This window comes from Polaromonas sp. P5_D5 (assembly GCF_054049435.1).
Map to the genome: position 1 here is coordinate 845,342 of NZ_JBFUMJ010000001.1, position 25,395 is coordinate 870,736.

The 25,395-nt window shown below is 61.7% G+C and carries 22 protein-coding genes; 10 read left to right on the forward strand and 12 right to left on the reverse strand.

The features are described from left to right. Window positions 1-127 precede the first annotated feature (127 nt). Window positions 128-1,213, forward strand: a complete 1,086-nt coding sequence (locus tag ACXJKE_RS04280; RefSeq protein ID WP_457279315.1) for a hypothetical protein — start codon at window positions 128-130, stop codon at window positions 1,211-1,213. Window positions 1,214-1,405: 192 nt separating this feature from the next. On the opposite strand, the gene ACXJKE_RS04285 is transcribed toward ACXJKE_RS04280, so the two are convergent. Then, on the reverse strand, window positions 1,406-2,614 hold the full coding sequence (locus ACXJKE_RS04285; RefSeq protein ID WP_457279316.1) for an FAD-dependent monooxygenase: 1,209 nt from the start codon (window positions 2,612-2,614) through the stop codon (window positions 1,406-1,408). 148 nt (window positions 2,615-2,762) lie between these two features. Here ACXJKE_RS04285 and ACXJKE_RS04290 point away from each other — a divergent pair, with 148 nt between their 5' ends. Together ACXJKE_RS04290 and ACXJKE_RS04295 are read left to right on the forward strand one after the other, a co-directional pair. Next, complete coding sequence (locus ACXJKE_RS04290) at window positions 2,763-4,391, forward strand: hypothetical protein (RefSeq protein WP_457279317.1); 1,629 nt, start codon at window positions 2,763-2,765, stop codon at window positions 4,389-4,391. A 76-nt stretch (window positions 4,392-4,467) separates the two neighbouring features. Further along, entirely contained in the window at window positions 4,468-5,109 is a 642-nt protein-coding gene (locus tag ACXJKE_RS04295; protein WP_457279318.1) for a DUF1906 domain-containing protein, read from the forward strand. A gap of 33 nt (window positions 5,110-5,142) precedes the next feature. On the opposite strand, the gene ACXJKE_RS04300 is transcribed toward ACXJKE_RS04295, so the two are convergent. Together ACXJKE_RS04300 and ACXJKE_RS04305 are read right to left on the reverse strand one after the other, a co-directional pair. Beyond that, entirely contained in the window at window positions 5,143-8,031 is a 2,889-nt protein-coding gene (locus tag ACXJKE_RS04300; protein WP_457279319.1) for an aconitate hydratase, read from the reverse strand. Window positions 8,032-8,136: 105 nt separating this feature from the next. Next, window positions 8,137-8,550, reverse strand: a complete 414-nt coding sequence (locus ACXJKE_RS04305; protein ID WP_457279320.1) for a hypothetical protein — start codon at window positions 8,548-8,550, stop codon at window positions 8,137-8,139. A 153-nt stretch (window positions 8,551-8,703) separates the two neighbouring features. Here ACXJKE_RS04305 and ACXJKE_RS04310 point away from each other — a divergent pair, with 153 nt between their 5' ends. Then, a complete protein-coding gene (locus ACXJKE_RS04310; protein ID WP_457279321.1) occupies window positions 8,704-9,540 on the forward strand; it encodes a helix-turn-helix domain-containing protein in 837 nt (278 codons plus the stop codon). 4 nt (window positions 9,541-9,544) lie between these two features. Here ACXJKE_RS04310 and ACXJKE_RS04315 read toward each other — a convergent pair whose 3' ends face one another. From ACXJKE_RS04315 to ACXJKE_RS04330, 4 genes are all read right to left on the reverse strand, one after another. Further along, window positions 9,545-9,907 carry a DUF1428 domain-containing protein gene (locus ACXJKE_RS04315; RefSeq protein ID WP_457279322.1) on the reverse strand — a complete coding sequence of 121 codons (363 nt, stop codon included), beginning with the start codon at window positions 9,905-9,907 and terminating at the stop codon, window positions 9,545-9,547. Between the two features lie 334 nt (window positions 9,908-10,241). After that, the gene (locus ACXJKE_RS04320; protein WP_457279323.1) at window positions 10,242-11,357 is read right to left on the reverse strand and encodes an ABC transporter ATP-binding protein; all 1,116 of its coding nucleotides are present in this window, start codon (window positions 11,355-11,357) and stop codon (window positions 10,242-10,244) included. Beyond that, window positions 11,354-12,952, reverse strand: coding sequence for an ABC transporter permease (locus ACXJKE_RS04325; protein WP_457279324.1), 1,599 nt, complete (start codon window positions 12,950-12,952; stop codon window positions 11,354-11,356). Before ACXJKE_RS04325 ends, ACXJKE_RS04320 begins: the two co-directional genes overlap by 4 nt. A gap of 52 nt (window positions 12,953-13,004) precedes the next feature. After that, window positions 13,005-14,030, reverse strand: a complete 1,026-nt coding sequence (locus ACXJKE_RS04330; RefSeq protein WP_457279325.1) for an iron ABC transporter substrate-binding protein — start codon at window positions 14,028-14,030, stop codon at window positions 13,005-13,007. 297 nt (window positions 14,031-14,327) lie between these two features. On the opposite strand from ACXJKE_RS04330, the gene ACXJKE_RS04335 reads away from it, so the two are divergent. Both ACXJKE_RS04335 and ACXJKE_RS04340 read left to right on the forward strand, forming a co-directional pair. After that, window positions 14,328-14,831: a pyridoxamine 5'-phosphate oxidase family protein gene (locus ACXJKE_RS04335; RefSeq protein ID WP_457279326.1), complete on the forward strand. Its 504-nt coding sequence runs from the start codon at window positions 14,328-14,330 to the stop codon at window positions 14,829-14,831. Window positions 14,832-14,869: 38 nt separating this feature from the next. Beyond that, complete coding sequence (locus tag ACXJKE_RS04340) at window positions 14,870-15,253, forward strand: hypothetical protein (protein WP_457279327.1); 384 nt, start codon at window positions 14,870-14,872, stop codon at window positions 15,251-15,253. A gap of 75 nt (window positions 15,254-15,328) precedes the next feature. Here the strand turns inward: ACXJKE_RS04340 and ACXJKE_RS04345 are convergent, their stop codons facing one another. The 5 genes from ACXJKE_RS04345 to ACXJKE_RS04365 all read right to left on the reverse strand — a co-directional run bounded on the left by ACXJKE_RS04345 (window position 15,329) and on the right by ACXJKE_RS04365 (window position 21,319). After that, window positions 15,329-15,835 (reverse strand): BON domain-containing protein, encoded by a 507-nt coding sequence (locus ACXJKE_RS04345; RefSeq protein ID WP_457279328.1) that lies wholly within the window; start codon window positions 15,833-15,835, stop codon window positions 15,329-15,331. 55 nt (window positions 15,836-15,890) lie between these two features. After that, complete coding sequence (locus tag ACXJKE_RS04350; RefSeq protein WP_457279329.1) at window positions 15,891-18,506, reverse strand: bifunctional aconitate hydratase 2/2-methylisocitrate dehydratase; 2,616 nt, start codon at window positions 18,504-18,506, stop codon at window positions 15,891-15,893. A gap of 73 nt (window positions 18,507-18,579) precedes the next feature. Further along, window positions 18,580-19,206 (reverse strand): hypothetical protein, encoded by a 627-nt coding sequence (locus ACXJKE_RS04355; protein ID WP_457279330.1) that lies wholly within the window; start codon window positions 19,204-19,206, stop codon window positions 18,580-18,582. A 39-nt stretch (window positions 19,207-19,245) separates the two neighbouring features. Beyond that, the gene (locus tag ACXJKE_RS04360; RefSeq protein ID WP_457279331.1) at window positions 19,246-20,244 is read right to left on the reverse strand and encodes an HpcH/HpaI aldolase/citrate lyase family protein; all 999 of its coding nucleotides are present in this window, start codon (window positions 20,242-20,244) and stop codon (window positions 19,246-19,248) included. 88 nt (window positions 20,245-20,332) lie between these two features. Then, window positions 20,333-21,319, reverse strand: a complete 987-nt coding sequence (locus ACXJKE_RS04365; RefSeq protein WP_457279332.1) for a malate dehydrogenase — start codon at window positions 21,317-21,319, stop codon at window positions 20,333-20,335. A gap of 244 nt (window positions 21,320-21,563) precedes the next feature. Here ACXJKE_RS04365 and ACXJKE_RS04370 point away from each other — a divergent pair, with 244 nt between their 5' ends. From ACXJKE_RS04370 to sdhA, 4 genes are all read left to right on the forward strand, one after another. After that, window positions 21,564-22,334 carry a GntR family transcriptional regulator gene (locus ACXJKE_RS04370; protein ID WP_457279333.1) on the forward strand — a complete coding sequence of 257 codons (771 nt, stop codon included), beginning with the start codon at window positions 21,564-21,566 and terminating at the stop codon, window positions 22,332-22,334. Window positions 22,335-22,718: 384 nt separating this feature from the next. Further along, complete coding sequence (gene sdhC, locus ACXJKE_RS04375; protein WP_457279334.1) at window positions 22,719-23,165, forward strand: succinate dehydrogenase, cytochrome b556 subunit; 447 nt, start codon at window positions 22,719-22,721, stop codon at window positions 23,163-23,165. Window positions 23,166-23,180: 15 nt separating this feature from the next. Further along, the gene (sdhD, locus tag ACXJKE_RS04380; RefSeq protein ID WP_457279335.1) at window positions 23,181-23,546 is read left to right on the forward strand and encodes a succinate dehydrogenase, hydrophobic membrane anchor protein; all 366 of its coding nucleotides are present in this window, start codon (window positions 23,181-23,183) and stop codon (window positions 23,544-23,546) included. Window positions 23,547-23,599: 53 nt separating this feature from the next. Continuing rightward, complete coding sequence (gene sdhA, locus ACXJKE_RS04385) at window positions 23,600-25,393, forward strand: succinate dehydrogenase flavoprotein subunit (protein ID WP_457279336.1); 1,794 nt, start codon at window positions 23,600-23,602, stop codon at window positions 25,391-25,393. Window positions 25,394-25,395: the final 2 nt, after the last annotated feature.

A 25,395-nucleotide genomic window follows, 5' to 3' on the forward strand; every position in this document is an offset into this window, starting at 1 on the left:
TTGTTGTATCAGCCAAAATCGTCAGCGATACTTCGATTGTCCGGCTCCATTCTTGACTCCGCTTCACGGGCCACCCCTTCAATCAGCATATATTGCTCGCCTGCTGTTCACCAACCACTCATCTGATATGAATTTTTCGACCCTGTCCAAGACCAAAAAGACCTTATCAGCGCTTGCAGTGATTGTGTTTGCGCTCGGGATTTTCTTTGCAAAAAATGATTTTGAATATTTCAAATACTACGTCTACGACTTTACGCACGAAAGCGATAGGTATGCCGCGTTAGCGGATACAACAGGTAATACAACGGGAGACACGGCGGCAAAGGCTGTCGCCGAGTCAAAGACACTCGCCATCTTTACCGGTGATACCGGTCATATCACCAAGGGAAAACTCCTGGATGCAAGCTACAAAAAAGAGTACGACCAACTTCCTGAAAAACTCTACGCACTCAGTTTTGGTGAAACCATTTATTGCGCTACCTGCAAAGACGGCAAAGGCGAAAAGCAACGCGGGTACTCCGTGATTGAAGCAAATACGCCGCAGGATCTGGAAAAGTATCAACCGAAGGTCGGCCAGGAAAACTGGAAAGCTTATTTAAAGCTCGCGATGAAAGGTGCCGTCGAATACCCCACCCTGCTGCCCGCCCTGCTTAACGACAACTACCTGATTTCAGCAGAAGGCTTCAGCAGAAAATACGGCAGCGACTTCGATGCGTTTTATCTCAAGGAATTGCCGTATGGCGTCAAGGAAAAGCTTCTCGATTTCTATTCATCCGATGAAGGAGCGGCCTATCGGTTCGTGAATTCCGGAAATCTCAAATACTCAAGCCTGTTAAGGGAAGGCGATTTCAGCGGCCAGGACAAGAAAGAAATCGCCATTCTGCTCAAGGACACGCGGGAAGGACTGAACGATGCCTACCTCCTCCTGGTGCTCCTCAGAAAGAACGACCCCTCCCTTCATCCGGAGTACTACATCGCATTTAACGAAGTTTTCCCAGGCAAGGTCATCATCGAAACTGTTTATAAAGACCCGGAAGAGCGGTGGGATCACAAGATTTTTATGAACACCGAAGAGAAAGTGGAAACCAGGTACAACAGCTTGAGAATTCTCCGGCCCGAACAGAGGGACACTGTGCTGGTTTACGATGAAAAATTCGACAGGATGAGGAAGTACATACAAGTTCCAAAGTCCGAGAAAAACAAAATCCCGTGAATAAATAGCGACCGCATCCACAAGCGTCCCCAAAACTTCACCCGGGCGTGACCGCGGTCCCACGAGGTTTTTCCCAGTCCGGGCGGAATTCCTTGCCGTCATGAAGCCCGGACCACAAATTGACGCACTGCCCGCGATGAAAGCGCGTATCAACCGTGCAAGGCCTGCGCAAACAGCCGTCGTTCTATGGGCTCAATGCCCATCAAGGTAGGTTGGGCTTGCCCCGTATAGCCAGGGCATATCCAGCAGCTTCTCACCCAACAGACGCATTGCGGTATCCCTGCCCCACCGCGACACCCCATTGGCGTGGAATATCTGCCCATTGCGCAAGGCCCTCGCCTGCACGCGCGCATTGCGCTGCCAACGGTTGAGCGCATAACGTTGCAGCATGGTGGGCACGTCGAACGCCGGGTCCAGCGCCTGAGCCAAGGCATGGCCCAGTTCGGCAGCGTCTTCAATCGCCATGCCCGCTCCTTGTGCCAGATACGGCCGCATCGGGTGGGCGGCATCGCCCAACAAGGCCACGCGGCCTACAGCGTGCTGGTGGGCACCCCGCATCGGCGCGCGGTCATGCAGCACCCACAAGCGCCAGCCCCCGATGGCATCCAGTACCTCGCGCAGCGCGGCACAGCAGCCGGCCGTCGCCGCGCCCAGATCGGAGGTGTTGGCACTGTGGTCCCAGAGGTCGGCTTCGGCAGCGGCTTCACCCTGCACGATGGCCACCACATTGAGCCATTCACCGCCGCGCACCGGGTACTGCACCACGTGCATGCGCGGCCCCAGCCAGACCGTGATCTGCCGGCTCCTGAGCAATTCAGGTAGATCGGATTGCCGCACCAAGGCGCGGTAAGCCAGGTGGCCGGTGCGGCGTGGCAGACCGTCACCCAGCAGTTCCTGGCGCACTGTGCTCCAGATGCCGTCAGCACCTATGAGGGCGTCGCCTTCAATGCCAGGGCCGTCGTCGGCCTGCACCGTGACGGCTTGCGCGGTCTGGCTGAAGGACTGCAGAGGCCGGCTCAGGTGCAGCCTTACGTCGGCATGCTGCTGCACGGCCTGCAGCAGCATGCCGTGAAGGTCTGCGCGATGAATGGAGAGATAAGGCGCGCCATACCGCTGGACCATTGCCGCACCCAGGCCCAATTCACCCAGTTGCTTTCCGGACATCGCACTGCGTATCTGCAAGCGTTCCGGAAAGGCGGCCACGGCCTGCAGTGCATCAACCAATCCCCAGCTGTGCAGTACCTTGACCACATTCGGACCAAGCTGAATGCCCGCGCCGACTTCGCTGAAGACGCTGGCGCGTTCAAACAGACGAACATCACAGCCGGCTCGCGTTGCAGCCAACGCAGCCGCCAGTCCGCCAATACCTCCACCCGCCACAAGAATCTGAACACTTCCCATACCCCGGATTGTGCCGTGGGATAAGGCAAATACGACAAATGACGCCCCGCCTACTCCGTTTAAAGGATGCAGACAAATCCTTACAGACTTATTCTGCAATGGCTCGAAGAGCATTGCGCATCATTTTTAAGAAAAAAAGGGGGAGCCAATGAACACACATGCATGCCAGAAATGGATCGCCATTTTTTGCGCCCTGATACTCACGGGCTGCGCCAGCCCAATGGTGCGCTGGAACCAGTCATCACCCACCACGCCAGGCATGCCTGGTGCGCTGGAATATGCGGACAAGGCGCGCGACGCGTATCGCTCCGCCGTCGCGGATCAGATGGACCGCGAAACTTCGCTGGCCAGCGGCCTGGTCGTGACAGGCGCGCTGGTGGCGGCGCTGGCAGCCGGCGGCGCACACCGCAACGCCATACTGGGAGTGTCCCTGGCAGGCGGCACGGCCTATACCCTGGGCAACATGAACCTGCGGCGCCCTACGGTCATGATCTATCTCGCCGGTGTAGATGCGCTGAACTGCGCAAGACGTGCGGTGCTCCATTTCAATATCAGTTCGGAAGAGCTTCGGGACCTCGGCAGGCAGTTGTCCCAACTGGAAAGCTCAAGACGCAGGCTGGGCATGGCGGTGGCCAAAGCACAGTCCGTGACTGCCGTATCGTCCCCCAGCGACCCGCAAATGCCGGCGCTCACCGTTGCCCTCGCGGCGGCGACGCAGGTACAAGCCTCTGCCGACAGTGCCCTGAAATCCGGCAGGAAATACACGGAGTCAGCCAACCGGGCCGCCGGCGAGTTGATCGCCACCGTCAACCTGATTGACGCGGCGGTAGTTCGATCACTGGTCGAGTCCACACCCGCCCTCAACAATGTTCCCTCGGCGATTTCCGGTCTTGCCGGTATGGCCGGGCAATTTGCACCAGGGGCCGGCGTCGACGCCGGCCTGAGTGACGCGCTGCAAAAGTCAAAAACCATGAGCACAAACCCGACGGTTCAGCGCAAGCGATCCAACGTCCCTCCCGAAACTATTGAGGAACTAATTCTTGCAGCATCTGAAACCCTCCTTCTGACGCAAGATGTGAATGACCGGTTGACTGGAAGGGTGGTCACCTGGCCAGAGGACGCCTTCAAGGACTGCGGCGTGGCACAGGTGATCACTGCACTGGCCACCTCGCCCGCCTCGCTAAGCAACCTGGTAGCAGGCACAGATGACCGGCGCAGCATCGAAATTTCCGGTGGTGTCAAACCCTACTTCGCAGAACTGGAGGGCGTTCCGATTGACGGCATCACACTCAAGCCGCCTATCCGTTTTGATACGCGGGCGGAACTGAGCATTACCGGGAGCAAGGTCACCAAAACCTATGCGTTGTCGATACGGATCACCGACAGTTCGCCCACAGCACGTGTCGTCAATGTGCCGGTGACCATCACCGCCGCAAATACGACACCGGTGCAGTTCCGCGGGTCCTCACTGCCAGGCACACAAGCCCAAAGGTCGCGAGATACGAGTACCGCCGACGCGGCGCTGGCAGCCATCAGCCGGTTGAAGGAGTTTTATTCTGGCGGCAGGAAGTTTGTGTTTCCCCCTTCTACGCCGCCCAGCCGGATTGACACCAAAACACTGGAGGTGACGGTGACATGCCCCTCAGGCAATGCTGGCAAATATTCGCAGGCCGTCCTGTCACAGGCGCTGCTCTTTGCAGCGGGAATCACCAGCAAGCCGTCCGAACGGGACTGGAGTTTGCGCCTGAAGTCCACAGACGATTGCCTGGCGGAGTGATGGCGGTTCGCCCTCACGGAGGGATTTGCGACGCTACTTCCAAACCTGAGGCCCCGCGCCAAGAGAAAGCTCAGCCATGAACAAAGAAGGTCTTTCCACCAACCGGCCTTGCCATCCCTTTGCGCCCTGTCTGGCCACAGAAGGCAAGACATTTGTGATCCGCTACTACTCCCGCACCACGAGCGATCCTCAAAAGCGGATCACGCCCGCGGAGGCGAACGCTCTGGCGCAAAGCGGGCTGGATATCGTGACGGTCTACCAGGATCGGGCCACAGCACTCACCGATTTTGGCCAGGCCCGTGGAAAGCTTGACGGGCAGTCTGCACACGACTATGCGACGCGGCTAAGGCAACCCCCAGGCAGCGCCATCTATTTTGCGGTGGACATGGACGTTAACCCGGAGCAAATCAATGACGAGATCCTTCCTTATTTCGAGGGTGTCAAAGAGGGTATGGACCAGGAGGCGGGCGGCCTGTCACCCTTTGTCATCGGTGTGTACGGTTCAGGCCTGACCTGCCAACTCGTGCGTGAAAACCACGCGCTGGCCCAGTATGCGTGGCTGGCGGGAGCCACTGCCTGGACCGGCTCGGGCAATTACGACACCTGGAACATCCGCCAGCACGCCAATCACAACCATCAGCAACTCTGCGGCCTGCAGCATCACTGGGAACGCTGTGAAGCCCACGGCAACTTTGGCCAGTTTCGGCCTGTGCCCTGACACCCGATCATTGCAGCGCGGGCCGCAAGGCCCTCAAGCCAGCAATTGGCGCAGCACAAAAGGCAAGATGCCGCCATTGCGGTAGTAATCCACCTCAATCGGCGTATCCACACGCAGGATGACGGTGACTTCTTCGCGCGAGCCATCGGCGCGCGTGATGACGAGCCTGGCTTCGCTTTGCGGCTTGAGTTCGGGGTGCGGAATCACGTCAATGACTTCATTGCCGGTGAGCTTCAAGGTCTGCCACGATTCGCCCGGCTTGAACTGCAGAGGCAGCACACCCATGCCGACCAGGTTGCTGCGGTGGATGCGCTCAAAGCTGCGCGCCACCACGGCCTTGATGCCCAGCAGTTGCGTGCCTTTGGCGGCCCAGTCGCGCGACGAACCTGTGCCGTATTCCTCGCCGGCAAAGATCACGGTGGGCGTGCCTTGGTCCATGTACTTCATGGCGGCGTCGTAGATGAACATCTTTTCGTTGCCGGGCTGGAACAACGTGACGCCGCCTTCTTCGCGCGAGCCTTCCGCATCGGGCGGGATCATCAAATTCTTGATGCGCACATTGGCAAACGTGCCGCGCATCATCACGTCGTGGTTGCCGCGGCGCGCACCGTAGCTGTTGAAGTCGGCTTTTTGCACGCCGTTTTCCTGCAGCCACAGGCCCGCGGGGGAGCTGGCCTTGATCGAGCCGGCCGGCGAGATGTGGTCGGTGGTGATGGAGTCGGCAAACAGCGCCATGATGCGCGCACCCTTGACGGACACGCTGCCCGCCTCGCCCGCTTTCATGGTGAAGTCTTTGAAGAAAGGCGGCTCGGCGATGTAGGTGCTGGCGGGCCAGGTGTATGACGTGCCTTTGACTCCCTTGATGTTTTCCCAGAGCTTGCCCGGCTCGGTCTTGACCTTGGCGTAATTGGCGCGAAAAGCTTTGCCGTTCATCGCGTACTTCATGAGCTTGTAGATTTCGTCGCTGGTCGGCCAGATGTCGCCCAGGTAGACGTCCTTGCCGCCCTTGCCTTTGCCGACGGGTTCGGTCATCAGGTCGCGCATCACCGTGCCGGCAATGGCGTAGGCCACCACCAGCGGCGGGCTGGCCAGAAAGTTGGCCTTGAGGTTGGGGTGGATGCGAGCCTCGAAGTTGCGGTTGCCCGACAGCACGGCCGCGCAGACCAGGTCGCTCTTGCTGATGGCCTCATTGAGTTCGGGCGTCAGGTCGCCGGCATTGCCGATGCAGGTGGTGCAACCGTAGCCGGCCAGTGCGAAGCCGAGCTTCTCCAGGTAAGGCAGCAGGCCGGTCTCGGTGAGGTACTCGGTCACGATGCGTGAGCCTGGCGCGAGCGAGGTCTTGATATGCGGCTGGACCTTCAGGCCCGCCTCCACCGCCTTCTTGGCCAGCAGGCCCGCGGCCAGCAGCACACTGGGATTGGAGGTATTGGTGCAGCTGGTGATGGCGGCGATCAGCACATCTCCATTCCCCACCGTAATGCCGGGGGCTGAATGAACCACCTCGGTCTGCGCCTTGGCGGGCGCGTCCGTGGTGTTGCTGGCGCGTGCGTGCGCCAGTGTGGGGCGGTTGCCTTCCATCTCCATCACGGGGCGTGCGGCACCGGCCGGTGTGGGCGGTGCGGCCGGCAAGGTGTCTTGCCGGCCTTCATCGGTGCGACGCACCAGGTGGCGGGTGTTGAGCATGCCGGCGGGCTGGTTAAAACCATTCTCGGCAATCGATTTGCTGAAGAGCGACTTGAACTGGCTTGCGACGTTGCCGAGCTCGATGCGATCTTGCGGGCGCTTGGGGCCGGCCAGGCTGGGCGTGACGTCGCCCAGGTCGAGTTTGACCACGTGCGAATAATCAATCTCGCCGGCCTTGGCCACGCCGAAGAGGCCCTGCGCCTTGAAGTAGGCCTCGAAGGCTTCGATCTCTTCTTTGGTGCGGCCCGTGCCCTTGAAGTAGTCAATGGTTTTTTCGTCGACCGGGAAGAAGCCCATGGTGGCGCCGTATTCTGGCGCCATGTTGCCGATGGTGGCGCGGTCCGGCAGGGCCAGCGTGCGCGTGCCTTCGCCGAAAAATTCGACAAACTTGCCGACGACTTTTTCTTTGCGCAACTGCTCGGTCACCCGCAGCACCAGGTCGGTGGCTGTGACGCCTTCACGCAGGCGGCCGGTCAGCTCAAAGCCCACCACGTCGGGCGTGAGGAAGTAGACCGGCTGGCCCAGCATGGCAGCCTCGGCCTCGATGCCGCCGCAGCCCCAGGCCACCACGCCGATGCCGTTGATCATGGTGGTGTGGCTGTCGGTGCCCACCAAAGAATCGGGGTAATACACGCCGTCCCTGCTTTTATGCACGCCGCGCGAGAGGTATTCGAGGTTGACCTGGTGCACGATGCCGAAGCCCGGCGGTACCACGCCAAAGGTGTCAAAAGCCTGCATGCCCCACTTCATGAATTCGTAGCGCTCACGGTTGCGCTGGAACTCAAGCTTCATGTTGAGGTCGAGTGAATTTTTCTTGCCGTAGTAGTCGACCATGATGGAGTGGTCGACCACCAGATCGACCGGCACCAATGGCTCAATGGCTTTGGGGTTTTTGCCCAGCTTCAGCGCGACGCTGCGCATGGCGGCAAGGTCGGCCAGCAGCGGCACGCCGGTAAAGTCCTGCAGCACCACACGCGAGACAACAAACGGGATTTCTTCGGTGCGCTCGGCCTGGGGCAGCCAGTTGGCCAGCTGCGCCACGTGCTCGGCCGTGACCTTTTTGCCGTCGCAGTTGCGCAGCACCGATTCGAGCACGATGCGCATGGACACCGGCAGGCGGGCGATTTTGGGAAATTGTTTGGCGAGCGCCGGCAGGGAGTAGAACTTGCCGGTCTTGCCAGAGGCGGTCTTGAAGCTTTTGAGCGTGGAGGAAAAAGCGTGGGGAGGCGGTTTGGCCATGGCGGACTCCTTTTTATGGACAGCAGCCCCCATTCTGGCAGGCACTGCGGCCCAGCGGGAGGCCGCGCCTGCATACCCTGCCCGCTTACCCAGTCTTGTACTTTCTTACCAGGCCGGTTGCGGTGCCGCGCGGCGCAGGCCGAAGTACTGCAGCTCGGCCAGCACCGCCACCGTCAGCGCCTGTATGACCACATAGCCCACACCCAGCATGGAGGGTGACACACGGCCGCTGGCCAGCATCAGCACGCAGGCCAGCGCCCAGCCGATATTGCCCGCCACCAGCGCCCAGATAACGCCGCGCGGCAAAGGATTACGCGTTGAAACAAACGCAACGACTGCCGCATAGACCAGCAAGAACTCTCCGGTGTAGGCAATCAGGCCCTCGGGCAGGTTCAGCAGGCGGGCCATCGCGGCTGGAAAGGTGACTTGCAATACACCGCAAGCGATGCACGACAGCGCATCCACACGCAGCACATTGCGCAGGAAGTTGGGAGAGGAAAGGATGGAACTCGAAGACATGGCAAAACTCCTGAAAGTAGCAGCCGGTGATATTGATCAGCGCTCCGGGCCGCCGGTCGGTGCGCATGGAGGTCATCATTCCTGCGCTGCAGCAGCCCGTCGATAACCTGGCAGGTAATGGAAACCTGCTCACATAGCTTTACGATGAGGACCATGACCGCCAGCACCCACCACCCCAGCCGCCCCGCGCAGCGCAGTGCGCCACAACCCTTTGGCGACCACCTGCGCCACTGGCGCCAGCACCGGCGCCTGAGCCAGCTGGACCTGGCCCAGGAAGCAGAGATATCCACCCGGCATCTGAGTTTTGTGGAAACCGGCCGCTCGATGCCCAGCCGGGAAATGGTGCTACGCCTCGCGGAGCGGCTGGCCATCCCGTTGCGCGAGCGCAATGCGCTGCTGGTGGCGGCCGGCTATGCGCCCATGTACCGCGAGCGGCCGCTAAACGACCCGGCGCTGGCTTCGGCCCGCCAGGCGGTGGAGCTGCTGCTCAAAAGCCATGAGCCCTACCCGGCCCTGGCGCTGGACCGCCACTGGAACATCGTGGCCACCAACCGCATGGTGCCGCATTTGATGGCGGGCGCCGATGCGTCGCTGCTGGAGGCGCCCATCAACGTGCTGCGCCTGAGCCTGCACCCCAAGGGCCTGGCGCCGCGCATCGCCAACCTGCTGCAGTGGCGCGACCATTTGTTTGAACGCCTGCGCCAGCAGATCACGGCGACGGCCGACCCGGCGCTGGTGGCGTTGCTGGAAGAGCTGAAGGCCTACCCCGTGCCGGAAGAGGCCAAGGGCCCCAATCTGGAGGGCGAGCACCCGGGCGTGGTGATGCCATTCAAATTCAACACGCCTTCAGGGGTGCTGAGCTTTATCAGCACCACCACTATCTTCGGCTCGCCGGTGGATGTGACGCTGCAGGAGCTGGCGATGGAAACGTTTTTCCCGGCGGACGATTTCACGCGCCAGGCGCTGCACGCGCTGGCGGCGCAGGGCTAGATGCTTAAAGCTCAACAATCGTTTTAAAGCCGCCAAAAATCATCCGCTTCCCATCGAAGGGCAGATTCTTCGGATCCATCATGGCCTCCAGGCGCGGGTCGGACATGACCTTTTTGTTGACGCTGTCGCGCTGCTTGCGTGACTTGTAGGTGATCCACGAGAACACCACCACCTCGCCGGCCTTGAGCTTCACGCTTTGCGGAAAGGACGTGACCTTGCCCGGTTTCACGTCGTCGGCGATGCACTCGGTGTATTCGATCGCGCCGTACTCCTTCCAGATCTTGCCGGCCTTGCGGGACAGCTTGCGGTAGTCCTCCACTTTCTTGGCGGGAACGGCAACGATGAATCCATCTACGTAACGGGCCATGGGAAATCTCCTTGGGTAAGCAGCTGTCACCTGAAACGCTGCAACAACCGATCAAGTTGCCGGCGTGCAAGTGCACAACCATTAATTTGTGTACACCGTACACAATATACCCAAAGACCTGTGTAAGACGCCTTAAAGATTCGTAACAAGGCATGTACTGGTCGAGCCATGCCGCTTTGCGCGGGGCGTGCCGGGTAAACGTCCGCCTCCAGCTGGGTTCATCGCACCCGTAGAAGTAGGAAAAATGCTATTAATTTAATAGCTGCTTGCGCCCGTTCTTATTGGGCTACGGCCACTATTTTCTTAAATTCCGGAAACCGGCACCCAGGCCGGTTTATTCGAACACGTGGGCCTGGCCAGCCACCGTGATGCGGACCATGGCGCCCGGCGCCGGGGCATGCAGGCCGGAGCTGCGCACCAGCAGCGGTACGTCCCACGCAGCAAGCTCCGTCGCCGCGGGTGTTTCTTCTGCCGTGCCCAGTCCAGCGCCGCGCACCAGGCGCACCGACAGCACGCAGACCGGACCGCCAAAATCGGTGTCGATAACCGCGCCGTAGCACGCAGCGGCATCCGCACTGTGCGCGGCCGCCTGCGCCGGGACTTCAGCCACCTGCAGTTGCTCTGGCCGCAGCATGATCTGCGCCGCACCGCTGCGCTGGCCGTTGTTGACCGCGACTCGCCCCAGCGCGCAGTCAGCCCAGCCGCCCGCCAGCTGCGCCGGCAGCACGATGGCTTCGCCCAGGAAGCCGGCCACCGCGGCATCACGGGGCCGCAGATAAAGATCCACCGGGCGGCCAGCCTGCACCAGTTGCCCTTCACGCATCACGGCCACCTGGTCGGCAAATGACAGGGCCTCCGCCTGGTCGTGCGTGACCAGGATGGTGGTGATACCGGCGCCACTGAGCAATTGCGCGACAGCTTTGCGGGTGCTGGCGCGCAGGCCCGTGTCCAGGGCGGAAAAAGGCTCATCGAGCAACATCAGCTGCGGGCGCTGGGCCAGCGCGCGGGCCAGCGCCACGCGTTGCTGCTGGCCGCCAGACAACTCATGCGGGCGACGGCTGAGCATGGCGATGTCGAGCGCGACCATGTCCATCAATTCGGCAATGCGTTCAGCGCGCCGGGGCGTATTGCGCGGCAGGCCAAAGCCGACGTTGCCCTCAATCGTCAGGTGCGGAAACAGCGCGCCGTCCTGCGGCACAAAACCGATGCCGCGCTGGTGCGCCGGCACGGCCTCCGGCCCGTCTGCCAGTTGCCGCCCGCCCAGCACGACGCGGCCGGCGTCGGGCAATTCGAAGCCGGCAATGATGCGCAGCAAGGTGGTTTTACCGGAACCCGACGGACCCACGATGGCGGTGCGGCTGCCGGCCGGCACGTGCAAGTGAACGCCGCCCAGTGCTTCCACAGGGCCATAGTGTTTGCGCAGGCCCTTCAGTTCAAGAGAAGTTGTCATCGTCCCGCCGTGCGTTTGGATTGGGTATAGAGCAGCCAGGTCATGGGCAGCGACAACAGCACCATGATGAGCGCGTAGGGCGCAGCGGCTGCGTAGTCGATCTCGCTGCTGTAGGCCCAGAAGGAAGTCGCCAGGGTGCGCGTGCCGTTGGGCGCGAGCATCAGCGTGGCGGTGAGTTCATTGGTAATGCCCAGGCCCACCAGCGCCGCGCCGGCCGCCGCGCTGGGCGCGGCCAGCCGCAGGGTGATGGCCCACAGCGCCTGCGCGGGCGTGCGGCCCAGGCTGCGCGCGGCCTGCTCCAGCTCCACCGGCGCCTGCGCGATGCCGGCGCGCAGGCTGATGAGGGCGCGTGGCAAAAACATCAGCAAATAGGCCAGCAGCACCGTGAGCGCTGTCTGGTAAATCGGCATGCGCACCGTCACCGTGACGAGCGCCAGCGCCACCACCACACCGGGCAGCGAACCGACCATGTAGTTGCAGGCCTCCAGCACGCGCTGCAGCCGGCCGGGCGAGCGTATCGACAGCCAGGCCATGGGCACAGCGGCCAATGTGGTCAACAGCGCACCGGCCAGCGCCAGCCCCAGGGTCTGAAAAATCGCCGGGCCGATTTCATCCACGCGCCATACGGCAGCCCCGCCTGCCACCAGCCAGCGGCCCAGGGTAACCAGCGGCACGCCCAGCGCCAGAGCGGTGACCAGCGCGGGCAACAGCAGGCACAGGCCGGTGAAACGGCCCAGCTTGCGGTTGAAAGGCATGCGCGCCGCGCCGGAACCTACGCGCGCATAACGCTCCTTGCCGCGCGCGGCCGATTCCAGTCCCAGCAACGCGAAGCAGCACACCACCAGCACGCCGGAAAGCATGTTGGCCGCAGGCCCGTTGTAGGTCGACTGGAACTGGTCGACGATGGCCGTGGTGAAGGTGTCGAAGCGGATCATCACGTAAAGGCCGTACTCGGCCAGCAAGTGGAGGCCCACCAGCAGTGAGCCGCCGCATACCGCCAGCCGCAGCTGCGGCAGCACCACGCGGAAGAACACCGCCAAAGGGCTCAAGCCCAGCGAGGCGGCGCTGTCTTCCATGCCCGGATCCAGCCGCCGCAAGGCTGCGGCCACCGGCAAATACAAAAATGGAAAGTAGGCGATGACCGAAACCATCACGCCGGCGGGCAAGCCGTGCAGGCCGGGGGCGACCGTCATCCAGGCATAGCTGTGCACAAAAGCCGGCACGGCCAGCGGCGCGACGGCCAGCCAGGCCCAGGTGCGCGCACCGGGCAGGTCGCTGCGCTCGGTGAGCCAGGCCAGGGCCACGGCCAGCACGGCGCACAAGGGCACCGTCAGCGCTACCAGCAAAGCAGTGTTGACGAGCAGTTCACCCACACGGGGCCGGAAGATCAACGCAGAGGCCGTGTCCCAACCCGCCTGGATGCCGACCCAGATGACAAAACCCAGCGGCAACAAAGCGAGCAACGAGACCAGCAGGGCCGCGCTGCCCACCCCCGACAGGCGCCAGCCGCCGCGCCCGGCTACAGGCGAAGGCCGCAGGGCCGCACTCGCCGGGTTAAGGGAGTCGGCGCCGACATCAAAGGGCAAGGCACTCAAGGCAGGTGTCAGATCCGCGGACCTGAAGTGGTTAGGAGCGATTGGAAGTGGTTTACAGCAGGCCGGCCTGGGTCATCAGGTCGGTGACTTTTTTGCTGTTGAGTTTGGAAGGCTCCACCTTAGGCGCCTGCAGCTCAGCCAAAGGTACCAGTTTGGGGTTGGAGGCTACGCCGGTGCCGACGGCGTACTCATACGCGTCGCCGGTTCTCAGGATGTCCTGTCCGCCTTTGCCGGCAACCCACTTCACGAAGGCCTGGGCTTCGGGCTGGTGCTTGCTCGAGGCCAGCACGCCGCCACCGGAAATGCTCACAAAAGCGCCAGGGTCCTGGTTGCGGAAGTAATGCAGCTGGGCGTTGTTGCTGTTCTCGCCGGTCTTCGCCTGGTCGCCGTAGTAGTAATAGTGGTAAATCACGCCACCTTCGATCTGGCCGGCATTGACGGCCTTGAGCACGGTGCCGTTGCCTTTGTAAGGCGTGGCGTTTTCCTTCATGGCCTTGAGCCAGGCGGCCGTGGCGGCTTCGCCCTTGAGTTCGAGCAACGCGCTCACGATGGCCTGGAAATCAGCGCCGGAGGGCGACGCGGCCCAGCGGCCCTTCCAGGCGGGCGTGGCCAGGTCCAGCATGGACTTGGGCAACTGCGCCGGCGTGAGCTTGGCCTTGTTGTAGACAAACACCGTGCTGCGCGCGGCGATGCCCGTCCAGCGGCCATGCGCGGGGCGGAAGTTGGCAGGCACTTCAGACAGCGTGGCCGCGTCCAGCGGAGCGAACAGCCCTGCCGTGTCGACCAGCGCCATGGCCGGCGAATTCTCCGTCAGGAACACGTCGGCGGGCGAGGCCTTGCCTTCCTGCACGATCTGGTTGCCCAGCTCGGTGTCACTGCCGTTGCGCAAAGTGACCTTGATGCCGGTTTCCTTGCTGAAGGCTTCAGCCCAGGCTTTGGTCAGGCTGGCGTGCTGGGCGTTGTAAACCACGATGCCTTCGGCGGTGGGCGTGACGGTTTGGGCGGTGGAGGCCATTGGCGCGGCCAACAGGCCAGCGGCCAGCACAGCGCCGGCAAAGAATGGGAACGACAGTTTCATGAAACACCTTTTAGAGATCAAAGCGGCCCGGTTCGCCCGAACCGGGCCGGGCGCGGCGCAGGCATTGAAGCCTACGGGGCGCCTGTAAGCAAACCGTAATACAAATGCGAATTACTTGCATCTATATGGTAACCGCTCGCGCCATTAGTTCCCCCGCAGGGCGATGGTTTACACAGGCTGCGCCTGGAAACCGGGGCTGTCGGTACTTGCTGACAGCTGCCCGCGCCGCCCGCTGATGAGCGGCCCGCGGCTTGATGCCTAGCATCGACGCATTGGCCACCACCCACGGGAGTTTTCATGAGCGCAACAAAATCAGACCACGACACCCTTTGGGAGCTGATCCAGGGCATCAAGTTCGGCATGCTGACGCACCGACAGGCCAGCGGCATGTTGCACGCCCATCCCCTGACCACGCAGAACCAGTCGCTCGATGCGGAATCTCATTTGTATTTCTTCATCTCACGCAAAAGCGAGATGGCCCAGCGGCTGCAGCATGACGGCAACGTCAACGTGTCCTACGCCGACCCGGGCGCCGACAGCTACGTATCGGTGTCGGGCCAGGCCGTGATCGCGGAAGACCAGGCCAAAAAAGAAGAACTCTGGTCACCGCTTGCCCGCGCCTGGTTTCCTGCGGGCGTCAACGACCCGGACCTGGCGCTGCTGGAAGTGCGCATTCATCACGCCGAATACTGGGATGTGAAGGAAAGCAAGATGGTGCAGCTGGCCAGGATGGCCAAGGCGGCCATCCTGGGCGAGTTGCCGCGCAAGCTGGGTGAGCACAAAGAGCTGCATATTTCCTGAGAATTCGCCCGAAAACCTGTCTCCAACCGGCCCTATCCATGCCCTTTATCTCGTTCAACAAAGCCACTGAGCCCAGCGCGCCCGACGATTTGCGCATCAACACCGCGGCAGTGCTGTACATAGAAGCCTCACGCCCCGACCTGATGGGCCAGACCACCATCCACATGCTGGGCCAGGGCACCACCGTCAATGCCGTCACCGAATCGATAGGCACCGTGGTTTCCACCATAGGCGGATTGGTGGCAGTCAAGCGCCACTACCTCGCGCCGCCACCAGACGATGGTGCCAGCACGGTCTATGTGCTGCCCGCCAACATCAGCCACATGCGCCCCAATCTGCCGCTCGCGCCGGAGTTCTGGTACCTGAAGTTTGTCGATGGCTCGGAACTGCGGGTGGTGGACCCGCTGCCTTCGGGGCTGTAACTTCCGATCATTGAAAAGCAAAAAGTCCCGCAATTTCTTGCGGGACTTTTTGTGTTTCATGTCGAAAGGAGGACGTTATTTCTTTTCAACCTGCGCCGGCACGTAACGCACAGGCTCATCACCCACACGCAGGTAGTTCACCACCCCCATGACGTCGTCGACCAGCCAGACCGCTTTTTCAAGCGCCTCGGACTGCTCGCGTGTCTTGACGCAACCTTTGAGAAAGACCAAACGCCGCTCGCCCTGCACCCACACACTGGTGTCGTCGAACCGGCCGTCGAGCTTGATGTATTGCGACACGCGCGGAATGATTTCGGCATCGTACCAATACGAGTTGGCCAGGCGGCAACGCCCCACGCGGTAGCAACTGCCGCCGTGCTGCGCCCGCACATGGGCTACGTCGCGCACTTCCTGCTCGGTATAGAGCGGCCCCTCCGGCACAGGGCACGGATTGATCGCCGAAGTGACCTGCAGGAAGGGGTCGTTGAAGGCGTTGGTGCGCGCTTCCTGAGCTCGAGCGGCTGCACCGGTGGCCAAAAAAAGAACAAAAAAAAGGAAGGAAAGAAGTGACGGTTTCTTCATCACTTCATCCTTCCATTTCAGCTTGCGGCTGTCAAGCCGACGGCAGGGTGCCCACTTAAGCGGCCACGCCGTCCTTCACCGTGTCAGCCATGTCGGTGTAGTCCTTGACCTGGTCGAAGTTGAGGTACTGATAGATCTTGTCGCTGGCAGCTGTCAGCACACCCATGTCGGCCATGTATTCGGCCTTGGTGGGGATGCGGCCCAGCTTGGAGCAGATCGCCGCCAGCTCGGCGGAACCGAGATAGACGTTGGAGTTTTTCCCGAGGCGGTTCGGGAAGTTGCGGGTGGAGGTGGAAAACACCGTCGCGCCCTCTTTCACCTGCGCCTGGTTTCCCATGCACAGGCTGCAACCCGGCATTTCCATGCGTGCGCCGGCAGATCCCAGCACGCCGTAGTGGCCTTCTTCGGTCAGCTGCTTGGCATCCATCTTGGTCGGCGGCGCCATCCACAGTTTGACGGGGATGTCGCGCTTGTTTTCGAGCAGCTTGGAAGCGGCGCGGAAATGGCCGATGTTGGTCATGCAGCTGCCGATAAAGACTTCGTCGATCTTGCTGCCGGCCACTTCGCTCAGCGTCTTCACGTCGTCAGGGTCGTTCGGGCAAGCCACGATAGGCTCATGAATGTCGGCCAGGTCGATCTCGATGACGGCAGCGTATTCGGCGTCCGCATCGCCCTTGAGCAATTGCGGGTCGGCCAGCCAGGCTTCCATGGCGGCGATGCGGCGCTTGATGGTGCGCACATCCGAGTAACCCGTGGCGATCATCCACTTCAGCATCGTGATGTTGCTGTTGATGTATTCGATGATGGGCTCCTTGTTCAGGTGCACCGTGCAACCGCCGGCAGAACGCTCGGCCGAGGCATCGCTCAATTCAAAAGCCTGCTCCACCTTGAGGTCGGGCAAGCCTTCGATTTCCAGGATGCGGCCCGAGAAGATGTTCTTCTTGCCTTGCTTGGCGACCGTCAGCAGACCGGCCTTGATGGCGTACAACGGGATTGCGTTGACCAGGTCGCGCAGCGTGATACCGGGCTGCATTTCGCCCTTGAAGCGCACCAGCACCGACTCAGGCATGTCCAGCGGCATGACGCCGGTGGCAGCACCGAAAGCCACCAGGCCTGAGCCCGCGGGGAAGCTGATGCCGATGGGAAAACGCGTGTGGCTGTCGCCGCCGGTGCCGACGGTGTCGGGCAGCAGCATGCGGTTGAGCCAGCTGTGGATGATGCCGTCGCCCGGACGCAGCGGGATGCCACCGCGGTCGCTCATGAACTCGGGCAGCTCGTGGTGCATCTTCACATCGACCGGCTTGGGATAAGCCGCCGTGTGGCAGAAGGACTGCATCACCAGGTCGGCGCTGAAACCCAGGCAAGCCAGGTCTTTCAATTCGTCGCGCGTCATCGGACCGGTGGTGTCCTGCGAGCCGACAGAAGTCATCTTGGGCTCGCAGTACGTGCCGGGGCGTACGCCCTGGCCTTCAGGCAAGCCGACCGCACGGCCAACCATTTTTTGTGCCAGCGTAAAGCCGCGGCCGTTGTCGGCCGGGTTCTGCGGCAAGCGGAACTGGGTAGACACGGGAAGGCCCAGCGCAAAACGCGCCTTGGCCGTGAGGCCGCGGCCGACGATCAGCGGAATGCGGCCGCCGGCGCGCACTTCGTCAAACAGCACGTCGCTCTTGAGTTTGAACTCGGCGATGACCTTGCCGTCTTTCAGCGCCTTGCCCTCATAGGGGCGCAGTTCGATCACATCGCCCATGGCCATCTGGCTCACGTCGAGTTCGATCGGCAACGCGCCCGAGTCTTCCATGGTGTTGTAAAAAATCGGCGCGATCTTGGAGCCGAGGCAGACACCGCCGAAACGCTTGTTCGGCACAAAGGGAATGTCTTCACCGGTGAACCACAACACCGAGTTAGTTGCGGACTTGCGCGAGGAGCCGGTACCGACCACGTCGCCCACATAGGCCACAAGGTTGCCCTTGGCTTTCAGCTCTTCAATGAACTTGACCGGGCCGCGCTTGCCGTCTTCTTCGGGCGTCACGCCGGGGCGGGCATTCTTGTGCATGGCCAGCGCGTGCAGCGGGATGTCAGGGCGGCTCCAGGCGTCGGGTGCGGGGGAGAGATCGTCGGTGTTGATTTCACCAGCCACCTTGAAAATGGTGAGCTTGATCGACTCTGGCACTTCCGGGCGGCTGGTGAACCACTCGGCATCGGCCCAGCTTTGCAGCACGGCCTTGGCGTATTTGTTGCCCTTGCCGGCCTTTTCCTGCACATCGTGGAACTGGTCGAACATCAGCAACGTGTGCTTCAGGCCGTTGGCCGCTTGCGTGGCGACGCTGTCTTCAGCGTCGTCGAGCAGCTCGACCATGGGGCTGATGTTGTAGCCGCCCAGCATGGTGCCCAGCAACTGCGTTGCTTTCTCACGGGAGATCAGCGAGCACTTTTCGGTGCCGTGCGCCACGGCAGCAAGATAGCTGGCCTTGACCTTGGCGGCCGCATCAACCCCGGCCGGCACGCGGTGCGTGATCAGCTCCACCAGAAAGGCCTCTTCGCCCTTGGGTGGGTTCTTCAGCAGCTCAATGACCTCACCGGTCTGCTGGGCCGACAGCGGCAGCGGGGGAATACCCAGCGCGGCGCGCTCGGCCACATGGTTGCGGTAGGTTTGTATGAACTCGGGCATCATGGTTTTCTTCTCCTGTACTCAAAATTTGCACGGTCGATGCGCGTGCGGTCGCGGTCTGTGTCTGTATTGGGCTTTATGGGGCTTTGGCCGGGGCAGTTTCTGGCTGAGCAGAACCCGTGCCAGCCTGAGCTGGCGCAGCTTTGGCGGCAGGCAAGGCCTCCAGAATGCTGGTCGGGGGGTTCTTCTTCATGTCATCGGCAAAAGTCACCTGCGCCGGGCTCATGCACTCGTCAGCCAGGCGCTGGCCCATTTTCTGGCTCATCAGCATCGACTTGTTGCCCAACTGGAGCCACATGGCGCCTGCACGGCCGTCTTCCAGGCGGATGGCACCGGTGCGGCTTCCGACCGGGTGCATGCGAAAACGCATCTTGCCCGTCTGCACCAGGAAGAAGCCCGGGCGTTTTTCATTCGGCGTGATGGTGACGGAGGCACCCAGTTCGCAGGGAATCGTGCCAATGTAAACCCGCTTGGCGAGCTCCAGGTCTTCAGGGGTCAAGGTGACAGACGGGTCATCGTCAATGGGCGTCCTTTCTTCCACCACCTTGGCGGCAGAGCGCCTGATCGGTGCACGCTTGGCGGCCTGGGCAGGCTGGTCAGCTGCGGCTGCAGCCTTGGGTGCGGCGGCTTTAGGGGCCGCCGTCTGGGCCAGCAACAGGGCCGGGGCGGCCAGCATCAAGGCAGAGAGAGCGAAATGTTTCATGGGGGGTCCTTTGGAACGGTCAACAGTCAATCGGAAAAATCAGTGAAGCGGCGCAGAAAAATATGCCTGCGCCTCGTGCGGTAAGACACGGCCGGTCTGGTGCGCGCGCTCCAGAACCTGCCAGAAGTAGCGGTAGCTCGCGCGGTCGTGCAGCTTGCCTTCAAAACTGATGGGGGCCCAGTCTGAGCTTGCGGCAGCAGCTATTATTTTTGTAGCACTTTCAATCTCGCCCTCGGTGGGCGCAAAAGCCGCCAGGATAGGCCGGATCTGGTTGGGGTGGATGCTCCACATGCGGGTGTAGCCCAGTTCACGGGCGGCATGGCGTGCGGCGGAAGTCATGGCCTCAGTGTCATTGAACTCTGTGACAACACAATGCGACGGCACTTTGCCGTGGGCATGGCAAGCCGACGCGATTTCGAGCTTGGCGCGCATCACCAGCGGATGCGTGAACTGGCCGCGGCTGCTCATGCCGTCGGCGGGAATCGCACCGCCATGCGCCGAGACAAAATCCATCAGGCCAAAACTCAACGACTGCACGCGCGGATGAGCAGCAATGTCGAAAGCGTTTCGCACCGCGAGTGGAGACTCGATCAGCACGTGCAGCGGCAGGCCACCGGCCGATGCTGCGAGCAGAGCCTGCTCGGCCCTGACCACATCGGCAACCGATTCCACCTTGGGAACCATGATGTGTGAGAGATGGCGGGACAGCTTCCCGGCAATGACAGCCATGTCGGCATCAAAGGCGGGGTGGTCCACCGAATGAATGCGCACCGCGACGCGGGCCTTGTCGCTGGCCAGGGCCGCCAGCGCCACGACCATCGCGGCATGGTCGGCTTCGCCGCCCACGGGTGCGCCGTCTTCGCAATCCAGCGTCACGTCAAACACGCAGGCGCCGAACTCCTCGATCATCTCGGCCTGCAATTGCAGGCTTTTGCGCATGCGGGCTTCAACACCGCTGTAGTGATCACAAACCGGAAGAAACCCGGCTTGTGCCTGGGCACCCAACAGAACGTCGCGCGGATGTTGGCGAGCCCCCACGCTTGTCACTTCGTGTACTACGCTGCCCCCCGAGGGGGCCGTGCTTGCTTGGGGCGGCCCTGCGCGGCGCACATCGCTCATTAATTGCTCAGAGCAGGTGCTTGACGCCGTCTTGCTCACCCTTAAGCTCGTCCAGGGTCTTGGTAATGCGTTCCTGGCTGAAAGCGTCGATTTCCAGGCCTTCGACCAGTTTGTATTCGCCGTTTTCGCAGGTCACGGGGAAACCGAACATGACGTCTTTCGGAATGCCGTACTGGCCGTCCGAAGGGATACCCATGGTGACCCACTTGCCGTTGGTGCCCAGGGCCCAGTCGCGCATGTGGTCGATGGCGGCATTGGCGGCCGATGCGGCCGAGGACAGGCCGCGCGCTTCAATGATGGCGGCGCCGCGCTTGCCGACGGTAGGCAGGAACACGTTGGCGTTCCATTCCTGGTCGTTGATCATCTTGGCGACGCTTTCGCCCTTGATGGTGGCAAAACGGTAATCGGCGTACATCGTGGGCGAGTGGTTGCCCCAGACGGTGAGTTTTTCAATGTCGGCCACGGCCTTGCCGGTCTTGGCTGCGATCTGGCTGGCGGCGCGGTTGTGGTCCAGGCGCAGCATGGCGGTGAAGTTCTTGCGCGGCAGGTCAGGGGCGCTCTTCATGGCAATGTAGGCATTGGTGTTGGCGGGGTTGCCAACCACCAGCACCTTGACGTTGCGGCTGGCGACGGCGTTGAGCGCCTTGCCCTGCGCCGTGAAGATGGCGCCGTTAACGGCCAACAGCTCGGCACGTTCCATGCCGGGGCCGCGTGGGCGCGAACCGACCAGCAGCGCGTAGTCGGCATCCTTGAAGGCGGTCATCGGGTCGCTGTGGGCTTCCATGCCGACCAGCAGCGGGAACGCGCAGTCGTCGAGTTCCATCATCACGCCCTTGAGCGCTTTTTGCGGGCCTTCAACGGGCACTTCGAGCAATTGAAGAATGACGGGCTGGTCCTTGCCGAGCATTTCGCCGGAAGCAATGCGGAACAACAATGCGTAACCGATTTGGCCTGCTGCACCGGTGACTGCAACGCGGACGGGTTTTTTGCTCATGATGGGAGGACTCCAGGAAGTTGAAAATCGGTTGAGATGAGGGATGTGGTGTGAGATGTCTGGCGCGACCCTGGAATATCTGGAAGTGATTACTGACGGGTCTTATGCTTTTACCCGTCAAAATCACCGCAAAACGGCAGGCCGCGCGCTGGCTCAGCCAAAGATTTTACGCTTGAAAAGCAGCGGGCGTCAATTTGTCTTATGTCTTATATAAGATATGATACGGCCAGCCAGAATCCAACCCATGACCGCCATTCCCGCCCTACCCGCCGATGACTTTCCAGGTGCCACGCCGGCGTTCAGTCCGCTGTACCAGCAGATCAAGGCCCTGATCCTGCAAAGCCTGCAATCAGGCGAATGGAAACCGGGCGAAGCCATCCCTTCCGAGATGGACCTGGCAGCGCGCTACCGCGTCAGCCAGGGCACGGTGCGTAAGGCCATCGACGAGCTGGCCACCGACAACCTGGTGGTCCGCCGCCAGGGCAAGGGCACCTTTGTCGCCACCCACGCCGAGCAACATGTCCAGTTCCGCTTTCTCAAGCTGGTCCCCGACAGCGGCACGCCGGGCAGCGAAGGCCCGGCCCAACGCGACATCATCGACTGCCGGCGCGTGCGCGCCAGCGCCGAGATTGCACGCACGCTGGCCTTGCGCACCGGGGACGCCGTGCTGCAGGCCCGACGCGTGCTGAGCTTTGCCGGCACACCCACCATTCTTGAAGACATCTGGCTTCCTGCCGCACCCTTCAAGGGCCTGACAGCCGAGCGGCTGGCCGACTACCACGGCCCCATGTATGCGTTGTTTGAGACCGAATTCAACGTGCGGATGGTTCGCGCCGAAGAAAAAATACGCGCCGAGGCAGCCACTGACGGGCGCGAGCTGCTATTAAAAGTAGAGCACGGAGCACCGCTTTTGAGCGTGGAGCGCATCGCCTACACCTACAACGATGCCCCCATGGAGCTGCGCCGCGGCTACTACCGCACCGACACACATCACTATCACAACACACTGAACTGAACAGCGGCAGCAGGCTCAAGGGCAACAGAAAACCCTGCCAGGCTAACCTGCCGCAGCATGGCCGCGAGAGCCCGCCGGTGCAACCCATAACGACATGACTGACGATGAAAACCCTTCAAGCCATGACACCAACGAGGCGTCAGCAGCGATATATGCGCGCCGCTGAATTGCCGTCCGGATGGGGTGATTTGTAATCGTCATGTCAGTTACGACGACCTTCGCGCAGCAATTGCGAACTGTTGCGCAGCCAAACGCACTTTTCCCGACAAAAATTTCCGGCCATCACCCGAAGCAGCCGGGATTGTTGCTGCATTGCAATAGAATTTCGGGTTGAGCCGCTTTGGCAGTTACAAAGCCGTTACTCAAAAACACAGAAAGCCAAGTATGTCCGAATCAGCGACAACCGTAGCGAAGAAGCGGCCCGAGTTCCGCAACATCAACGCTCTGACCGACCTCCCCTCCTATCGCCTCCCCCTCGCAGGCATTGTCTCCATCCTTCACCGTATCAGCGGGTTCATCATGTTTTTGCTGATGCCCTTCATCATCTGGATGTTCGACACTTCGATCTCCTCTGAAATCTCGTTCGAGAAATTCAAGGGGGCCTTCAATGTTGGCATGCTGGGCCTTCCCGGCATCATCTGGAAACTGGTGGCGCTGGCCCTGATCTGGGCTTACCTGCACCATTTCATCGCCGGCCTGCGCCACTTGTGGATGGACGTGAGCCACGCCGCCGTCAGCAAGGAATTCGGCAAATCATCCGCCCTCTTCACACTGGCTGTGAGCATAGGCATCTCAATCGTGCTGGCACTCAAGCTCTTCGGCGCGTACTAATCAAGGAGCACAAAAATGGCAGTTAACTACGGCTCCAAGCGCATCGTTGTCGGTGCCCACTATGGTTTGCGCGACTGGCTCGCGCAGCGCATCACGGCCGCGCTGATGGCCCTCTTCACCGTGCTGGTCCTGGCCCAGGTCATCTTCAGCAAAGGCCCCATCGGCTACGACAAATGGGCCGGCATTTTCTCGTCCCAATGGATGAAGACGCTGACGTTTGTGGTCATCGTTGCCCTGCTGTTGCACGTGTGGGTCGGCATGCGCGACATCTGGATGGACTACGTCAAACCAGCCTCCATCAAGCTGGTTCTGAATGTTTTCACGATTGTCTGGCTGGTGGCCTGCGCCGGCTGGGGCATCCAGGTCCTGTGGCGCCTTTAAGCCCTCGCTGACCCCACAGACCCGACAAGAAGACCGACACCCCCACAAAAATCATGACAGCAACATCCAAACTCCCCAAGCGCAAATTTGACGTCGTCATCGTCGGTGCCGGCGGCTCCGGCATGCGCGCATCGCTGCAGCTGGCACGCGCCGGCCTCAACGTGGCCGTGCTTTCCAAAGTGTTCCCCACCCGCTCGCACACCGTTGCAGCCCAGGGCGGCATCGGCGCATCGCTCGGCAACATGAGCGAAGACAACTGGCACTACCACTTCTATGACACCGTCAAGGGCTCCGACTGGCTCGGCGACCAGGATGCCATTGAATACATGTGCCGCGAAGCTCCCAAGGTCGTGTACGACCTCGAGCACATGGGCATGCCTTTCGACCGCAACCCCGACGGCACGATTTACCAGCGCCCCTTCGGCGGCCACACCGCCAACTACGGCGAAAAGCCCGTGCAGCGCGCCTGCGCCGCAGCCGACCGCACCGGCCATGCCATGCTGCACACGCTGTACCAGCAAAACGTCAAGGAAAAAACCAGCTTTTTCGTCGAGTGGATGGCGCTGGACCTGATTCGCGATTCGGCTGGTGATGTCGTGGGCGTGACCGCCCTCGAAATGGAAACCGGCGATGTTCATATCTTTGAAGCCAAGACCACGCTGCTGGCCACCGGCGGCGCTGGGCGCATTTTTGCCGCGTCAACGAACGCCTTCATCAACACCGGCGACGGCCTGGGCATGGCGGCGCGCGCCGGCATCCCGCTCGAGGACATGGAGTTCTGGCAATTTCACCCCACCGGCGTGGCCGGCGCCGGCGTGCTGCTGACCGAAGGCTGCCGCGGTGAAGGCGCGATCCTGCGCAACAGCAACGGCGAGCGCTTCATGGAGCGTTATGCGCCCACGCTGAAAGACCTGGCGCCGCGCGACTTCGTCTCGCGCTCCATGGACCAGGAAATCAAGGAAGGCCGCGGCTGCGGCCCCAACAAGGACTACATCCTGCTGGACATGACCCACCTGGGCGTGGACGCCATCATGAAGCGCCTGCCTTCGGTGTTCGAGATCGGCCACAACTTCGCCAACGTCGATATCACCAAGGAACCGATTCCCGTGGTGCCCACCATCCACTACCAGATGGGCGGCATCCCGACCAACATCCATGGCCAGGTTGTCACGCAGGACGCCAGCAACCAGAGCCAGGTGGTCAACGGCCTGTACGCGGTGGGCGAATGCTCCTGTGTCAGCGTTCACGGCGCCAACCGCCTGGGCACCAACTCGCTGCTCGACCTGCTGGTGTTCGGCAAGGCCGCCGGCAATCACATCGTCGAGTTCGCCAAAAGCACCACGCACAAGCCGCTGCCGGCGGATGCCGCCGACAAGACCCTGGCCCGCATCGCGCGCCTGGACAACGCGACCGACGGCGAATACGCGCAAGACGTGGCCAACGACCTGCGCGCCGCCATGCAGCAGCATGCCGGCGTGTTCCGCACACAGGCCATCATGAACGAAGGCGTGACGAAAATCGCCGCGCTGCGTGCCCGCGTCAACAGCATCGGCCTCAAGGACAAGTCGAAGATTTTCAACACCGCGCGCATCGAAGCGCTGGAAGTGGAAAACCTGATCGAAGCAGCGCAGGCCACCATCGTGTCCGCTGCCGCCCGCCAGGAAAGCCGCGGCGCGCACTCTGTCGACGACTACGGCGACACCCCCGCGCACCCGAACGGCCGCAACGACACCGACTGGCACAAGCACACGCTCTGGTACAGCGAAGGCAGCCGCCTGGCCTACAAGCCGGTGCAGATGAAGCCCCTGACCGTCGAGTCCGTGCCACTAAAGACGCGCACGTTCTAAAA

Bases quoted from the DNA above. Each gene is read 5' to 3' on its own strand.
- ACXJKE_RS04305 (WP_457279320.1), bottom strand. From the start codon at position 8,550: ATGTCTTCGAGTTCCATCCTTTCCTCTCCCAACTTCCTGCGCAATGTG.
- ACXJKE_RS04355 (WP_457279330.1), bottom strand. From the start codon at position 19,206: ATGAAACATTTCGCTCTCTCTGCCTTGATGCTGGCCGCCCCGGCCCTG.
- ACXJKE_RS04310 (WP_457279321.1), top strand. From the start codon at position 8,704: ATGACCGCCAGCACCCACCACCCCAGCCGCCCCGCGCAGCGCAGTGCG.
- sdhD (WP_457279335.1), top strand. From the start codon at position 23,181: ATGGCAGTTAACTACGGCTCCAAGCGCATCGTTGTCGGTGCCCACTAT.
- ACXJKE_RS04330 (WP_457279325.1), bottom strand. From the start codon at position 14,030: ATGAAACTGTCGTTCCCATTCTTTGCCGGCGCTGTGCTGGCCGCTGGC.
- ACXJKE_RS04340 (WP_457279327.1), top strand. From the start codon at position 14,870: ATGCCCTTTATCTCGTTCAACAAAGCCACTGAGCCCAGCGCGCCCGAC.
- ACXJKE_RS04350 (WP_457279329.1), bottom strand. From the start codon at position 18,506: ATGATGCCCGAGTTCATACAAACCTACCGCAACCATGTGGCCGAGCGC.
- ACXJKE_RS04295 (WP_457279318.1), top strand. From the start codon at position 4,468: ATGAACAAAGAAGGTCTTTCCACCAACCGGCCTTGCCATCCCTTTGCG.
- sdhC (WP_457279334.1), top strand. From the start codon at position 22,719: ATGTCCGAATCAGCGACAACCGTAGCGAAGAAGCGGCCCGAGTTCCGC.
- ACXJKE_RS04335 (WP_457279326.1), top strand. From the start codon at position 14,328: ATGAGCGCAACAAAATCAGACCACGACACCCTTTGGGAGCTGATCCAG.
- ACXJKE_RS04285 (WP_457279316.1), bottom strand. From the start codon at position 2,614: ATGGGAAGTGTTCAGATTCTTGTGGCGGGTGGAGGTATTGGCGGACTG.
- ACXJKE_RS04280 (WP_457279315.1), top strand. From the start codon at position 128: ATGAATTTTTCGACCCTGTCCAAGACCAAAAAGACCTTATCAGCGCTT.
- ACXJKE_RS04290 (WP_457279317.1), top strand. From the start codon at position 2,763: ATGAACACACATGCATGCCAGAAATGGATCGCCATTTTTTGCGCCCTG.
- ACXJKE_RS04300 (WP_457279319.1), bottom strand. From the start codon at position 8,031: ATGGCCAAACCGCCTCCCCACGCTTTTTCCTCCACGCTCAAAAGCTTC.
- sdhA (WP_457279336.1), top strand. From the start codon at position 23,600: ATGACAGCAACATCCAAACTCCCCAAGCGCAAATTTGACGTCGTCATC.
- ACXJKE_RS04320 (WP_457279323.1), bottom strand. From the start codon at position 11,357: ATGACAACTTCTCTTGAACTGAAGGGCCTGCGCAAACACTATGGCCCT.
- ACXJKE_RS04365 (WP_457279332.1), bottom strand. From the start codon at position 21,319: ATGAGCAAAAAACCCGTCCGCGTTGCAGTCACCGGTGCAGCAGGCCAA.
- ACXJKE_RS04370 (WP_457279333.1), top strand. From the start codon at position 21,564: ATGACCGCCATTCCCGCCCTACCCGCCGATGACTTTCCAGGTGCCACG.
- ACXJKE_RS04345 (WP_457279328.1), bottom strand. From the start codon at position 15,835: ATGAAGAAACCGTCACTTCTTTCCTTCCTTTTTTTTGTTCTTTTTTTG.
- ACXJKE_RS04315 (WP_457279322.1), bottom strand. From the start codon at position 9,907: ATGGCCCGTTACGTAGATGGATTCATCGTTGCCGTTCCCGCCAAGAAA.